The organism is Stieleria sedimenti, assembly GCF_025060895.1.
Taxonomy (GTDB): domain Bacteria; phylum Planctomycetota; class Planctomycetia; order Pirellulales; family Pirellulaceae; genus Stieleria; species Stieleria sedimenti.
This window is the reverse complement of record NZ_JANZKV010000179.1, coordinates 1-14,526: the sequence shown is the minus strand read 5'-3', so window position 1 is coordinate 14,526 and position 14,526 is coordinate 1. Positions and strand designations below refer to the sequence as shown.

Below are 14,526 nucleotides of genomic sequence, written 5' to 3'. Positions count from 1 at the left end.
CGATTCCCGGTCGCTGCTTCGCAGCGATGGTGAGCGGCTGAAGCCTGCACACCAACACGTATGCCCGTGCCATTCGTTCTTGCCCCCTTTTAGACGAAGAGTTGACAAAGCACTCGGCGAAGCCAGCAACCTAACGAGCGAGCGAAATGCACCACCTTCCACGATTCCGATTTTCATTACAGCTGGTGATCGTTTGCGCGCTGCTGGTCGGCGTTCTGCCGCTGGGTCTGAACCGAGCCGCCGCCGAAGACCCTGCCGAAGATCCCCAAACGCGGCCCAAGGTTGAAATTCGACTCAGCTCGGCTGCCCAGCTGGCCAAGGGCGAAATCAATTTCGATGATCTGAAGTTCGACATCGAAAAAGACGGTGCGTTCGACGAATCGATGTGGACCGAACGTCTGAAAACTATCAACGGCAAGAACGTGAAACTGCGCGGCTACATCTTGCCCGCCAGCACCTATCAAGACCGCGGCTTCAAGCAGTTCGTGCTGGTTCGCGACAACAAAGAATGCTGTTTCGGACCGGGGGCGGCGCTCTACGACTGTGTCTTCGTCAACATGGTCGGCGACCATACCGCCGACTTTTCCACCCGTCCCGTGACGGTCGAAGGCAAGTTCGTGCTCGATCCGGAAACCTACAAGTACCCCGGCGGCAAAGGCCCCCGCGGCGCGACCCACATGGCCGTCTTTCGAATCGAAGGTGTGAAGGTCAAATAGACCTCCGCTGGATTTCCGCCGGAATTCTCGGCAACCGGTGGGAATGTCACGTTTTCCGCGTGCGTTTTCTGGATTCGTCTGGCCAAGCACCCTGGGACACCTCGTCCTCAGCGTCCAGGGTCCTCCATGATTGTGCGGCGACGACCGCGGGACATGGAAATGTCCTCGACCGTCCATCAAACACCGACGGCTTCAGCGCCGTTTTATGCGCGTCGAGCAACTTGAAGGCCGGCGGTTGCTGGCGGCACAGACTTTCACCGAAACCAATTACCCCGCCGGCGAAGTGGCGGCGACTCAGTCCTCAAGCGATCAACTCGTTCCGTACAACCTGGTGCAGTTCGCCAAGGATCTCAAGGCGGCAGGGGTCGTCTTGTACGGAGCTGCTTGCTGACCAACCTCTTTCAGCCGACTGATGCGAACGCCGACGGCCAGACCACGCCGCGCGACGTGCTGGCGATCATCAACGGTCTCGCGTTGCGTCAATCGGCCGAAGGTGAGCCGAGCTCGACCGGTACGCAGTTTTTGGATGCCAACGGCGACGGCAGAATCACTCCGCTGGATGCACTCTACGTCGTGAACCATTTGGCGCGTCAGCCGCCCGGTGAGGGCGAAGGGGTGACAATCGATCAGACTCATCCCGCGTCGCTGACATCAGCGAGTCTCTTGCCCCAGTCGCCGACCGTGACGCAATCGCCGTGGACGATCCGCGATGAACAACCCGCCGTGCTTCGATCGGTGAATTTGATCCCTGGTCGGAATCAGCCGGCGGAGTTGGTCGATCGCGTCCTCACCGAACGCCTCGACGATGATGACGACGATGCCCATGAACCGTCAGCTGCTTCGGTCTCCACGCCGCTGCGCCGGCAGACTGTAGATGCCCAGGGCGAACTCGAGCACGATCAAGGGGATCACCCAACTGATCCAAGCGGCGAATTGATAGGTTAGCTCCGGCGTTAAGCCGATCGTCCGAAGTGCAAAATGCCCCAGCCGCAAGAACACGGCAGAGAGCAACAGCACATAACTGCGCAGCATCCAGATCCGGTGCTGCTGAAAATCGCCCCCGCGCCCCGCTCGCCAACCGATGTAGGTCGACCACCAGGTCGCCGCCGCGAGTATTCCGAAACAGAGCGTGGTTGACCATCCACCGAATGCTTTCATCGACATGATGAAGCCGCCCGGAGCGGCCGCAAACAGAACAGCAATGACGTAGACACCGCCTGCGATTCGATGAACCCGTGGATACTGCATTCGAAGCGTTCGGCTCATCTGCAGCCCACCGATGAACAAGCCGATCGGCGCGCCCGCGATGTGGAGATAGAAGCCGATGAAATAGCCGGAGCGATAAAAATAGTCCGCCTTGTTGCTCAGAAAACCGTAGTCAAAATCCGGCGGCAGATAGTGCGAAAACGGGCTCAGGATCAGAAACCCGATCCAAAACACGAACCCGATCGCCACCCACTTGAGCAATCGCAGGGGCGTGATCGATGCGGGCGAAATGTAAAAAGATTTCATCACGCGCCACAATCGTGAAAGATTCGGGAGACGGCACCCTATAATCGAAGCTCGGTTTCGATCGTCCGCTGGTTCAGGTTCAAGATGCGAGGACTATGAAATGTCAAACCACAATCAGCCATCAACGGGCTCGCCGCTGGGGACCGATTCTGGCGAGCCATCCCTGTCGCAGGCACAGCCCTACCGAACTCCAGCCAACGTGAGCGATGGGATCACCGCCGGCGGTGCATTGCGATCACCACTGCTTTGGATCACCTTGGCGGCCACTGCGGGGTTTGTCATTGTCGGTGGATTCCTCTTGTTCACGCCCGTCCGCGATTTTAACAAGAACCGTGGACCGGTGAAGCCAATCCCTCAGTATGTCGAAGACTTTGGGATGAGCCGCGTTCCGGTCGAAGATTTCGAAGACGCCGAAGACCTCACCGTGATGCAACCCCTGGAGGGCCCCGCGGGTGTGCCGCAGGCGGGTTCGGACGTGCTGGTGGTCCCGTAGCGAGCAGCCCTCGCCCGCACACTGGGTCGCACTTCGGTCATCGACAATCATCGTGCGAATCGGTCTTAATTGAGAAAGATCGCTAATTTTCGAGATCGAGAGCCTAGCCGGACGGCGTCTCAGACCTACCCTTTTGAGCGGTGACCCTTGGTTCTTGCCGGCGACGGCTGGAGGCATTGATCAGAATCCGCGGACTGTGACTCCTTTCAAATGACTCCATCGATTCATGAGCAATTCGAATCCACGCGGCCCTGACTGGTCGGACTTTGAGCGGTTTCAGCCCTATGTGGCTTGGCTGATCCCCGCGTTCCTACTCCTTGCGCTGTTGTTCACGAGCGTCTACACGGTTCAAGCGGAATCGCAAGGTGTCGTCTTGCGGTTCGGCCGCTACGTCAAAACCGTCGACCCGGGCCTGAGATTCAAATTCCCGTTCGGCATCGACGACGTTTCGATCGTTCCGGTCAAGCGTCAATTGAAGCAGGAATTCGGATTCGGTACACCCGGCGCCACCAACGACACGCAAGTCTCGAACGAACAAACCGAGGAACGCATGATGGTCACCGGCGACCTCAACATCGCCACGGTCGAATGGGTCATCCAGTACCGCGTCCGCGATCCGAAGCTGTTCCTATTCAAGGTTCGCAATCCGGGTCAAACGCTACGCGACATCTCCGAATCGGTGATGCGGACTGTCGTCGGGGATCGGACCGTCGACGAAGTCATCACGATCGGCCGACAAGAGATCGAAGTCGAGGCACTGTTGCAGCTCCAGGAACAGGTCGACAAATACGAGCTGGGCCTGAGCATCGACCAGGTTCAACTGAAAAACGTCAACCCACCGCAGCCGGTCCAACCGTCGTTCAACGAAGTCAATCAAGCTCAGCAGGAACGCGAGCAGATGATCAATGTCGCCAACGGTGAATACAACAAAGAAGTCCCACGCGCACGCGGTGAAGCGGAACAGAAGACACAGGCTGCCGAAGGTTACGCGCTCAAACGCGTCAACGAAGCCCAAGGCGATGTCTCGCGATTCAATGCCGTGTTTTCTGAATACGCCAAGGCACCCGAAGTGACCAAGCAGCGAATTTACATCGAAACCATGCGGCAAGTGATCCCGACACTCGGGCAAAAAATCATCCTGGACGATCAAGCCAACCAGATTTTGCCACTGTTGAATCTGGCCCCGCAAGCCGACCGGAGATCCAAATGAATCGTCTGACGTTCCCCGCAATCGCCGCCATTGTGATTCTGGTCGGATTGGTCGCCTACAGTGCAGCCTACACCGTCAGCGAGACCGAACAGGTCATCATCACCCAGTTCGGAAAACCGGTCGGTGACCCGATCGCCGACGCCGGCTTGCATTTCAAGCTTCCGCTCATCCAGGAAGTCACTCGCGTTGAAAAACGCATCCTGGAATGGGACGGCCGTCCCAACGAAATGCCGACCAAAGACAAGACCTACATCGTCGTCGACACCTTCGGGCGTTGGCGGATCAATGATGCCAAACAGTTCTTCCTGCGGCTCAGGGATGAACGCAGCGCCCAATCGCGTCTCGATGACATCCTCGGCAGCGAAACCCGCAATGCGATCGCTAAACATGAATTGATCGAATTGGTCCGGACCACCAAAGATCGCCAACCCGTCCGCGATGAAACCATCGCCGACGCGCCCGGCAACATCGGCATCCTGTACCCGATCAACAAGGGGCGTGCGAAGATCGAAGAAGAGATCTTTCAGCAAGCAGCCAGTAAGGTCACAGACCTGGGAATCGAACTGTTGGATGTTCGCTTCAAACGCATCAATTACAACGAGAGCGTCAGGGACCGGATCTATTCCCGGATGATCAGCGAACGGCAACAAATCGCCGAACGTTTCCGCAGTGAGGGTGCCGGCGAGGCGGCCAAAATCATCGGCCGCAAGGAAAAGGATTTGCTGGAAATCGAATCCCAAGCCTACAAACAAGTCCAGGAGATCCAAGGTGCAGCCGACGCCGAGGCCACCGAGATCTACGCCCAGGCCTACAACCAAAGCCCCGATTCGATCCAGTTCTACGCCTTCATCAAAACGATGGAGACCTATCAGGAGATGCTCGACGAGGACAGCACGTTGATCCTGAGCACCGATAGCGACATCTTTAAATTCCTCAAACGGATCGACGGCGAAAAGTAATTACATTCTCGTCATCGAAAAGCGGCGGGGTAAGAAAATTTTGGAGGTAGGAAAATGGGGGAATTCGTTGTTTAAATTTTCTTACCTCCGAAATTTCCTTACCCCTCATAGACCGCTTTCAGTTTCTCCAGCGCCCGGATCCACAGCATCCGTGTGGCGGCGTTGGATCGTCCGATCCGCTGGGCGATCTGCTCGTGCGACAGTCCGTCGATGTGCCGCAGCGTGAGGACTTCGCGATAGTCGTTGGGCAGTCGATCAAGAGCCGCAGCCAATTGCAGGGTTTGTTCCGCCCGGTCGGCGCGCGAGCGTGGATTGGGCTCGCGATCGATGGCCAACTGCTCGATCCGAATGCTGTCACGATCCAACGCCGCTTGCAATTGTTGTTCGCGTCCCTGTCCGCGTTTGAGCGTTCGCAGTTGATCACGGTCGTACCGCATCAAGGTGCGTTTCAGGATCGTGCGCAACCAAGCCAACCGTTCGGCTTGCGTCGTGCCACGAAACCCTTCATGTCCGCGCCACGCGTCGACCAACGTTTGTTGAACGACATCCGACGGATCGATGCGACCGCGAAGTGCGGGCGACAACTGTCGTTCGGCGAGCATTTTCAACCACGGTCGCAGCGGACCGATCGACCAGGTGGCTCGCAGTGAGTCTTCACTGTTCGAAACGCCTTCGTCCCCGTCATTCACGTTGTCGCGTGCCTCCAAAGCCGACCACTGATCCGACGCAATACCGAAGCCAGAATTCGCAGGATCCAATAGAGTTGCACCACCACGACAAAGCTAATTAGCGCGACTCGCAGCAGTCCCGTTGCATCAATGCTGTGGCGAAGAATTTCGGGGTCTGCACGTTGCAGGTACGCAAATGCAACGAGGGCGAAGAAGACGACGGGCGTACCGATCGAAAGCATCAATCGGATCGAGTATCCCTGGCCGTCTTTCTTGTCGCGGACGGCGATGAACAATGCGACGACGCACATCCAGGCGGTGACACCGTTGAGAAGATTGAAGGCCAGACCGGGTTCGCGCAACCACGAACTTTGCCAGATCACCATCCAAACACCAACCAGAAGCGGTGCGAGTAGCAGCCACGCGAGACTCCAACGTCGCCTGTTCACCGTCCGCTTTAAATACCAAAGCGGCAAAAGAATCAAAACGCTCAGCGTGAGACCGCCGCGAATCAGATCGAGCCCCCATTGGGCGAGCGTGGTGTCCCCGCCGATCGAACTGAACAGGGGGCGCGTCCGACGTGGATCAATTTCCCGATGCGTGTTCACAGCGTTGGATTCTTGCGGTCGTCCGACGCGAAGATTTTGAAACTGAATTCCATCAAGCGTCGGAGACGCGATCCGGGTGTACGTGTCGTCACGACGGCAAACTAGCGGTACGTTTGAGGCAGATTCTGGATCGCTATTTGTTTCAGCCAGGATCTCCTGCCGCGACCAATCGATGGCGACGAGACGATTTTGGTCGATCTGCAGCCAACTGATCGGGACGTGGTGATCCCCTTTCCAGTGAACACTCTGGATTCCGTTGACGTCGGGAATCGTGATCTGAAATTGCGGCTCGGGCTGCAGCATCGGATAGCACCGAATGACAAGCGATGATCGGCCCTCGGCGTTTGGTGTCGATTCGTCCTGTAGCGAAGTCACCCGATCCATCACGACCCGTTCCTTGACGCCGTCATCGTCGATGTCACGGAACCACATGCCGGCCACATAAAAATTCTCCGCCGATTCATTGAACTGCCGAATCCTTTGGAACTGCTTACTGCGGAGGTCGAAAATCTCACAACGCGTTTTCCCATTCGCATTCCGGCTCAACGCCAGCATCGGGATGCCGTCCGACCTGGTCGCGCCTTCGATTGCCAAGTATCGGCTCGCGTATGCACCGTCCACGATGGGAAGCGACGCGGCGTTCTCAGGCTCGGTCGAGTCAATGAGTTCACCATCCGGCCCACAGAGGACCAGTTGCCGCAAAGCACTGTCTTCCGAAGTGCGGCCCAAGTAGACGACGTGCGTTTGGCCATCGATGACCACCAGCGAAAAAGGAATCCAATAGTCGCTTCGAGTCGGTCGCTGGAAGACCGAACGTTCCCAAATCATCTCGCCGTTGGATCCATCCCAGGCGGCGAGGAACAGTTGCTCGTCGTGTGAGTGGGGACCGACCATGTCCTGAGCGCCGTCGCCGTTGATGTCCGCAAACCTCAGATGGTCATAATTAGCGGGGGTGTTGATGCGGGACGCCCCGTATAGAAACCGATTCGACCAACGGATCTCGCCGGTCGTACGACTGACCAGGGACATTTGAAACGCATTGATCGATTGTCCCGGCGCCACAGCGGACGTTCGGCGGGCAAGTTGTCCGTCGCCGACCAGCAGCACTGACTTTCCACCATCAAGCGACTGAACCAGAATGATCCGGCCTCCCAGATCGCCCCGCAAACGGCACCGTAGAGTGCCCGTTTCTCCGTCGACCAATCGGGCAGGCGTTTCGTTTCCCGTTTGATCCTGAACGAGAAAGTCAACACTTCCGTCTGGATGTTCGATAGGAATCCATTGGATATCTTCGCCGCCCGTCCGATCGCTGTTCCAAACCGTCTGTGCGGAGTCGGCATCGATGACGCTGATGCGGGTCGGCTGAAAACCTGACGCGGCAATCAGGTGCCGGCCCGATTCACCAACCCACGATGCCAGCAAGGTGTTCTCGCCCAAGCGAATCGTCGGCGACGGCTGGGATCGCAACAGGACCAGATGATCTTCACCGACGCCGAAGGGACCGCCGCGGCGACGGTAAACGCGCAGCGATGACGTTGAATCGGTGGGGCTGGGACAGACATCAAGCCCTGCGGCGATGGCGACGGGGCTGGGTTGGCTGGGGTGGAAACGAATGACCGATGACGCGAGCATGACGTCCAAGGTGCGGTCCCCGGTGACAAAGTCAATCTCGACCGTTCCCGAGGGCGTGTCGGGAAGTCCGCTGCGAATCGCGTCGATCTGGGCGACGCGAATTTGGTCGCCGAACTGGGGAATCGGATGCCTTGCCCAACCCAGGACCTTGCCTGTTTTTCCCGAGATCCAATCCAGGTAAATGTAAACCTTGCGATCGGAGCGATTTCCCGCCGATTGGCTTGATCCATCTCCCGCGACGACGGCCGTTGCGATGTCTTTCCACCCGTCTTGGTTGATGTCATCGGTCACTGTGATTCGAGACACGCCATCGTCGGCGGATTGGAGCGCCGAGTAGGGTGTCTGGTCGGTCCAAACCGGCGTGCCCGTGGCTGCGTCGAGCAATTGCACGCCCAAATCGACGCCGTTGCGATATCGGCTGCGGGGCACGATGATTTCTTCCGCACCGTCACCGTTGATGTCCGTGACGTAGGGCCAATCGGCGTGATTACGGTCGATCGAATGGCGCCACTGGACTTGTTCCATTTGCCGGCTCCATCGTTGCTGACCGCTCAGGTCGTAGGCAGCGATCTGCGTGCCGCTGAAACGAGCCGTGTTCGATCGAGATTCTTTGTGATCGTGAAAGATCAGTCTTGTTTCGCCGCGCGCGTTGGCAATCCGGGGAGCGCGGGCGGGCATGAAAGGCAACTTGATGGTCACGGCAGGCGCGGGGTCGTGATCCCAATCGATGATTTGACACTGGTCCCCGCTCAAGAGGACCACTCGCAACGAGTGTCCATGACGCAGCAACTGGGGCGGGCTTGGAACGGGGATCCGTATCGGGGTGCTAAAAGGTTTGTGTCGCGCCAAAAAGTCACCGAAGCTGCGATGGCCCGAACGAAATGCCGAGTTCGCATGAAACGACAGACCGCTGAACGATCGGTACTGGAGTTTGGCGGGATGAAAAATCGCGTCGGCCGGCCAGAACGTGTTGGCGGGCGTCATGAGCACTTGATGATACCGGCCGATCACCTCGCCGGTCTTTCCGCTTAGTACGGCCAAACAGACGTCTGTCTGAATCGCCATCTGATAGTGCACAAACATGGCAAACAGGTCACTGATCCCGTCGTGGTCTCGATCGCCGACGTCTTGCAGTTTAAAGACCCCCGGGAAACCGAGTGTTGCCCGTCGGTTGAAAGGATCCGGAAAGGTCGACTTGCTGGGCAAATTCGCAAAGGCGTAGGATCGTGACCACAGAATGCGTCCCCGGTCATCTACAGCCAGCAACGCTTGTTGATCTGTCGCGGCGACCAACGTGTCGGCTCGTTGATCGCCGTTCAAATCGATCGGCGTGCGCAGTGCGGCAACCCCTTGCGTCAACAGCGGTTGGTCGTCGATGTGATGATGCCCGGGATTAAAATTTGCGGGCGGTTGTGTGTCAGCAAAATTGACGGGGATTGTCTCGGTTTCGTCTGCGTTTGATCCATCGAGATCGGTCAGCGTGGCGTCGATGGAATGGACGTCGAGTTCCCACTGGCGGTCGGCGTCCCATGTCACGCGTTTCAGCACGCCGTCGCGTCGCCACAGGATCGCCGGGGTCGATTCATCGGAGACGGTCACAACCGCTGCATCGTTGATCGATATCTGCTTGGACGGGTCAGGCCGGCTCGTGATTCGATACTCGCTGGGTATGCCTCGGGTGACCGGCAACCTCAGCGTCTGACTCCATCGGCCCGTCGGTGCAACCATCATGTCATAGTCGCCGGCGGTCCGCTCTAGATGGTTCTGCATCGGAAGCGTCAGTTCCAAGGTTGAATCCGACAACGCCGATTCGCCGACCGGCACGATGGTCGCTTCGTAGGGCCCACCGCCGGCCCGAACGCGAAACGATCCCAGTTGACTTTGACGCCACTGATCGAGACCAGACAACAGGGCCGCGATCAACACTGCCGTGACCGCCATCGCCGCGGCGGCGACTCGGACGCGAGACTGATACTTGCGAGCCCAACGTGCCGCCTTTTCCAAGATCGAAAGTGGGCGTGCGTGAATCGGGTGATCATCACGGATGGCACGTAAGTCGTCGGCAAGATCGCCGGCGGACTGATAGCGACGCCGCGCGTCTTTTTCCATCGCCTTGTGCAAGACCACCTCGAAATCGCGCGGCAGATCCGATCGAAGGGTCCGCAGGGCGGGCGGGTCTTCGTGACGAATCTTGTTGATCAACGTCAACGGGTCATCGCCCTCGAGCGGTGGTCGTCCGGACGCCATCTCATACAGCGTCGCGGCGAGTGAATAGATGTCGCTGCGATGGTCCACGTCGGTGGCTCGCAGGTCCGCTTGCTCGGGACTCATGTAACGCGGCGTGCCCAGGATCGCGCCGGTGACCGTCGCGCCGGCATCGACCAGTCGCCGGGCCAAACCGAAATCCGTCAACCATACGCGGTCTTCCTGATCCAAAATCAAGTTGGCCGGTTTGACATCACGATGGACCACGTCACGCTCATGTGCGTGGGAGAGGGCATCGGCGGCCTGGATTCCGACGTCGAGAATCGCATCGAGTGGCGGCGGCGTCTGCTCTCGTCGGGAGCGTCCGATCCGCGCGGCCAGACTCTCGCCGTCGATCCGCTGCATCGCGTACCAACTCGTGTCGCCTTCGCGTCCGGTCGCGTAAACCGGAACGATATTGGTGTGATGGAGCGCGCCCGCCGTTTCGGCTTCACGGCGGAACCGGTCGAGCGCCTGGGGGTCGACGATCCCGAACCGCATCACCTTCAGGGCGACGATTCGATCGAGTGATTTCTCACGGGCTTCATAGACGACGCCCATGCCGCCGCGCCCCAGTTCACCGAGGATCTCAAAATCGCCGATCGAGTCGGGAAGCTCCGGTTGGGGCGGCAAGTCAAATCCGCCGGTTTCCGCACCGCCAAACAACTCCGCTGCGTCAAGGCATTCGGCCAAACGCTCGGCGTATTGGGGGTGCTCGGCGAGCCATTGATCGCGATCGACGGCCCGCCCCTGCTCGCGCTGGTAGAGGTAATGATCCAGTAGATCGGCGATCTCGGCGTCGATCGTCGATCCCGGGTCGTTGTTCGTCTGGCGTGGCGTATCGGTCATTTCAATCGTCGTCGAGCGGAAAAGGGGTCAGGTACCAAAAACCAAATGGCCCGCAGGGTGCTTCGCATTTTTGGTACCTGACCCCTTTTCCGCGGCACCCCAAGTTTAAAAGTTGACGAAGCACTAGTAGCGAAGAGACGATCCAGGGGGTGGCGCAACGGGCTATTTTGTCGACCGAAGAGGGCAGAAACATGGGGGGGCAGAAAAATAGACAGGAAAATGGGTGACAGGAAAATATTTCGGGCCCAATTCTGGCTCGACCAATCATTTTCTTGTCAACAATTTGCTTGTCTGCCTTCTTTGGAAAGCTTTGACAACGATTGCTAGTCTGCCGTCCGTAGTGCATCGAGTTGTTTTTGGGCCGCCTGGGCGTACTTGTGTTCGGTGCCTCGCTCGCTGCTGATCAACTCGATGGTTTCTTGCAGGTATTGTTCAGCGTCCTCAACACGTCCCAGACCGATCAGGGCCTTGGCCCTCAGGGATCGCGCCTCGCAGATGGGTCCCGCCGCGGGCGGGAACTCTTTGGCGTGTCGATCGAGACTGTCGCTGAGCAATTCCAGCAACTCGTCGTAGCGTTGCGACTCGTCCATCACGCGGGACATTTTGCGCATTGCCGACAACGTCAGCGGATGCCGTGCGCCGTAATAGTTTTGGCGGACTTCGAAGGACTGACGCAGATAGCGAAGCGACGCGTCGTATCGTTTGGCCGAATGAAACATCTGCCCCAGCTGAATCATCGCGTTGTCTTTTTCGAAGGTCGAGGCTTCTGGGGCACCGAGCACTTGCAGATAGATGGCTTCGGCGGAATCCAATTGGCCGTTCATTCGATCGACGTCCGCCAGATTCACCAGCAGCGACGGTCGGGAGTATTGTTCCGGATCGGATGAGGCATCGATTCGGCGCAGGGCGTTGCGGAACAATTCGGCGGCAGCGTCGAGTTCGTTCATCTCAATCAACACCGTGCCCAAATTGTTCATCGCGGCGATCGTTCGTTCATGAGATTTCCCTAGAAGAACTTGGGTCCGATCGAGCACTTCCGTTCGGAGTTGTTTCGATTCTTCGAAGTCGCCTTCGTCTCCGCGCGATCGCAACACTCCGGCGAGCCGATCTTTGGTTTCAAGAATTTCCAGCTCATCGATGGGGCGTGCCTGCTGGAATGCTACCAGTGAAAGACGATACTGTTCCTCGGCGATATCAGGTTCGCCGAGCCAACGATAAGACTCACCCAGCGTTCTGCGGATTGCTCCTTCGACGCCGGGTCGCTCGGTGAATTTCCCGTCCAGCTCGGGAAGCATCTGGTCGACGACTTCGCGAAGTGTCACGTCGTGGCCGCGTCGTTCGGGTAGACTGGATGCGAGCACCCGATTCAAAAACTCGTTGACTTCCTGGGTCGCCCGGGCCGCTTTTTCGGCATTGTCCCTGGCGATCGATTCGGCGGAGGCGGCCCGGGTCGCTTTGATCCATTGATTGCTGATCAGGAGCGCCGAAAGGATTGCGAGGGTCGTCAATGCAGTGGTCAAACCGACGACCCAACGCTGCCGTTTGCGCGATTCATGCATGCGGACTTCCGAACGGGATCTCTGTATTTCGGCCTCACGCATTCGTCGCTGCAACCCGGCAACGTAGTCCTGGGTGACCCGGGCAACCTCGGCAGCGTCGGCGGGGCGTGAGGCCGGGTCGATCGCCAGGCATCGACGACACAAGGCAACTAACTCGGAGTCTTCGTGATGGTGCTCGAGCCGCGCAAAGGCATCACCTAAATCCCCTTTTCTGGTTTTTTCGATCGTCTCGCTTCGTGATTCGTTTTGAAACAGCGTTTGCCCGGTCAAGATCTGAAACAGAATCGCCCCCAAACCAAACACATCGACCCGAGTGTCCACGGAATCGATGTCGCCAAGAGCCTGCTCGGGCGCCATGTAGCCCGGGGTTCCGACAATATCACCCGCCGTGGTCAATTCGCTTCCATGCGGAGTCTCGCCAGATGACGTGTCCTCCCCCGTGACCGTCAACAGATCGGCATCGATGGCGCCGCGGATTGAATCGGTTGCGGCGTCATGATCAGATTCGGAATCACCGCCGAGCCGCTTGGCCAATCCCCAGTCCATGACTTGGATTTCGCCGAACCGTCCCACCATGATATTGTGGGGTTTCAGGTCCCGGTGAATGACAGCTTGCGAGTGAGCATACGCGATCGTCTGGGCGACGTTTTCGAAAATCCCGATCAAGTCCCCCAAGTCATCGCATGGTGCTTGTCGCGATTTCATGATCTGCTGTAACGTTTGACCTTCGACTAATTTCATCGAGAAGAAAGGGGTACCATCATCGAACGTCCCGTGGTCATAGACCGGTGGAATACCGGGGTGCTGCAGCGTTCCGGTCAGCAGGCCTTCGCGGTGAAAGCGGTCGATCGCAGATTTGTAGGACTGGAATTGGCGTTTGAGTGTCTTGAGTGCCAGTGGGCGTTGGCCGAACGTGTCATAGACACGATACACGTCTCCGATCCCCCCGCTTCCGATCAACTCCCCGATCTGGTAACGCGGCGACGTTGGTGCCGCTTGCTCGCCCATCGCGTCTTGCAAGTTGGTATTCAGAAACCCAGAGGGAACGGCTTCCAACAGCGTCCGATTGAGCTCCGTGAATCGCTCGGATTCGGATCCTTGCTGGGACCTGCCGCCGCGCCGCTGCAGTTCCGTCTGCAACAACCTTAACTCGCGCAGCAGTGCGATCCGATGGTCGCCGGAAAACCCCTGACAGAACGCTTCGATGTCTCGCTCGCTCGGATCCGCGTTTTCAAATCGCGTGCAGACTTGTTCGATCCGACGCAGTGTTTCAACGTCTTCGCGGGGTGATTTGGCGTTCATGCTTGGTTGGCGCCGTGGTTGTCGTCGGATTGCCAGATCGCTCGAATCAGATTCAATCGCCGTTCGATCGATCGCTTCGCACATCCGAGCCGCTGGGCGATCTCATCGACGCTGTATCCCTCCAGCCGAAGCAGGGCGACGGTCTGCAGGATCGAGTCGTCGAGTTGGTCAAGCCGATGCCGGCAACTATTCTCAAATTCGGCCAGCATCGCGGGCGATGCCGAACCGTCGACGACCTGGTCGATCCCGCCGATCGACTCGTTCTCGCCCTGTTTGAGGAACGCAGACTCTCCGCCGACCCGCCCGGCACCTCGCTTTTCGCGGCTCTGATGGCGAATGTAACCGTTTGCCTTGCGTGATGTGATGCAGTAGAGCAGTTTCCACAGTTCGTCCTGTCCGGTGATCTCGCCGAGCGTCCCGTCGGCGGCGCGCAAGCAGAAGCTCTTGAACGCGCTCAGCGCGACATCTTCTTCGTCAAGAATTCTTCGCAAATGGTCCGGCAGCTTGGTCCGGGAATATGCCAACAGTCGCGGAAGGCAGTGCTCCCAAAGCCGAGCGATCGAGTCCTGGTCGCCCAACTCGGCACCGGTGATCCATCGCGAAACGTCGCCAGCAGATTCGTCATCGGTCGATTGGCTCGTCATCGATCTCGTCACCGCTCAGAAACGCACGTCCAGTGATTTCCAACGATTGTAGAAGAAAAACAGGCGTGACCAAGGCAGAACCCCAAGGCTTGCGCCAAACGCCTGATATCCATTTGACATCAGCCGGTTC

The 14,526-nt window shown here is 58.2% G+C and carries 11 protein-coding genes and 1 pseudogene; 6 read left to right on the top strand and 6 right to left on the bottom strand.

Features of this window, described 5'->3' with window-relative positions:
- Positions 1-146 precede the first annotated feature (146 nt).
- The 3 genes and pseudogenes from NZK35_RS22595 to NZK35_RS34950 all read left to right on the top strand — a co-directional run.
- Entirely contained in the window at positions 147-716 is a 570-nt protein-coding gene (locus NZK35_RS22595) for a DUF3299 domain-containing protein (protein ID WP_259634795.1), read from the top strand.
- A 205-nt stretch (positions 717-921) separates the two neighbouring features.
- Positions 922-1,107: a hypothetical protein gene (locus tag NZK35_RS22590; RefSeq protein ID WP_259634794.1), complete on the top strand. Its 186-nt coding sequence runs from the start codon at positions 922-924 to the stop codon at positions 1,105-1,107.
- A pseudogene (locus tag NZK35_RS34950) lies at positions 1,101-1,289 on the top strand (dockerin type I domain-containing protein); the annotation flags it as partial. The gene NZK35_RS22590 and the pseudogene NZK35_RS34950, both read left to right, overlap by 7 nt.
- Positions 1,290-1,367: 78 nt before the next feature.
- Here the strand turns inward: NZK35_RS34950 and NZK35_RS22585 are convergent.
- Together NZK35_RS22585 and NZK35_RS22580 are read right to left on the bottom strand one after the other, a co-directional pair.
- Positions 1,368-1,541, bottom strand: a complete 174-nt coding sequence (locus tag NZK35_RS22585; RefSeq protein WP_259634793.1) for a hypothetical protein — start codon at positions 1,539-1,541, stop codon at positions 1,368-1,370.
- Positions 1,542-1,547: 6 nt separating this feature from the next.
- Entirely contained in the window at positions 1,548-2,228 is a 681-nt protein-coding gene (locus NZK35_RS22580; protein ID WP_259634792.1) for a DUF2306 domain-containing protein, read from the bottom strand.
- A 100-nt stretch (positions 2,229-2,328) separates the two neighbouring features.
- On the opposite strand from NZK35_RS22580, the gene NZK35_RS22575 reads away from it, so the two are divergent.
- The 3 genes from NZK35_RS22575 (at position 2,329) to hflC (ending at position 4,890) form a co-directional block, all read left to right on the top strand.
- Complete coding sequence (locus NZK35_RS22575; protein WP_259634791.1) at positions 2,329-2,721, top strand: hypothetical protein; 393 nt, start codon at positions 2,329-2,331, stop codon at positions 2,719-2,721.
- Between the two features lie 226 nt (positions 2,722-2,947).
- Positions 2,948-3,931: an FtsH protease activity modulator HflK gene (gene hflK / locus NZK35_RS22570; RefSeq protein ID WP_259634790.1), complete on the top strand. Its 984-nt coding sequence runs from the start codon at positions 2,948-2,950 to the stop codon at positions 3,929-3,931.
- Positions 3,928-4,890, top strand: a complete 963-nt coding sequence (hflC, locus tag NZK35_RS22565; RefSeq protein ID WP_259634789.1) for a protease modulator HflC — start codon at positions 3,928-3,930, stop codon at positions 4,888-4,890. Before hflK ends, hflC begins: the two co-directional genes overlap by 4 nt.
- Positions 4,891-4,988: 98 nt before the next feature.
- Here hflC and NZK35_RS22560 read toward each other — a convergent pair whose 3' ends face one another.
- From NZK35_RS22560 to NZK35_RS22545, 4 genes are all read right to left on the bottom strand, one after another.
- Complete coding sequence (locus NZK35_RS22560; protein WP_259634788.1) at positions 4,989-5,579, bottom strand: sigma-70 family RNA polymerase sigma factor; 591 nt, start codon at positions 5,577-5,579, stop codon at positions 4,989-4,991.
- Positions 5,576-10,891: a serine/threonine protein kinase gene (locus NZK35_RS22555; RefSeq protein WP_259634787.1), complete on the bottom strand. Its 5,316-nt coding sequence runs from the start codon at positions 10,889-10,891 to the stop codon at positions 5,576-5,578. Before NZK35_RS22555 ends, NZK35_RS22560 begins: the two co-directional genes overlap by 4 nt.
- A gap of 323 nt (positions 10,892-11,214) precedes the next feature.
- Positions 11,215-13,752 (bottom strand): serine/threonine-protein kinase, encoded by a 2,538-nt coding sequence (locus tag NZK35_RS22550; RefSeq protein ID WP_259634786.1) that lies wholly within the window; start codon positions 13,750-13,752, stop codon positions 11,215-11,217.
- Positions 13,749-14,396, bottom strand: coding sequence for an ECF-type sigma factor (locus tag NZK35_RS22545; RefSeq protein WP_259634785.1), 648 nt, complete (start codon positions 14,394-14,396; stop codon positions 13,749-13,751). The genes NZK35_RS22550 and NZK35_RS22545 overlap by 4 nt, the downstream gene beginning before the upstream one ends.
- Between the last annotated feature and the right edge of the window lie 130 nt (positions 14,397-14,526).

What these genes read in the sequence shown, in the direction of transcription:
- NZK35_RS22590 (WP_259634794.1), top strand. Translation starts at nt 922, where the DNA reads ATGCGCGTCGAGCAACTTGAAGGCCGGCGGTTGCTGGCGGCACAGACT.
- NZK35_RS22550 (WP_259634786.1), bottom strand. Translation starts at nt 13,752, where the DNA reads ATGAACGCCAAATCACCCCGCGAAGACGTTGAAACACTGCGTCGGATC.
- NZK35_RS22580 (WP_259634792.1), bottom strand. Translation starts at nt 2,228, where the DNA reads ATGAAATCTTTTTACATTTCGCCCGCATCGATCACGCCCCTGCGATTG.
- NZK35_RS22545 (WP_259634785.1), bottom strand. Translation starts at nt 14,396, where the DNA reads ATGACGAGCCAATCGACCGATGACGAATCTGCTGGCGACGTTTCGCGA.
- hflK (WP_259634790.1), top strand. Translation starts at nt 2,948, where the DNA reads ATGAGCAATTCGAATCCACGCGGCCCTGACTGGTCGGACTTTGAGCGG.
- NZK35_RS22585 (WP_259634793.1), bottom strand. Translation starts at nt 1,541, where the DNA reads ATGGGCATCGTCGTCATCATCGTCGAGGCGTTCGGTGAGGACGCGATC.
- NZK35_RS22575 (WP_259634791.1), top strand. Translation starts at nt 2,329, where the DNA reads ATGTCAAACCACAATCAGCCATCAACGGGCTCGCCGCTGGGGACCGAT.
- NZK35_RS22595 (WP_259634795.1), top strand. Translation starts at nt 147, where the DNA reads ATGCACCACCTTCCACGATTCCGATTTTCATTACAGCTGGTGATCGTT.
- hflC (WP_259634789.1), top strand. Translation starts at nt 3,928, where the DNA reads ATGAATCGTCTGACGTTCCCCGCAATCGCCGCCATTGTGATTCTGGTC.
- NZK35_RS22555 (WP_259634787.1), bottom strand. Translation starts at nt 10,891, where the DNA reads ATGACCGATACGCCACGCCAGACGAACAACGACCCGGGATCGACGATC.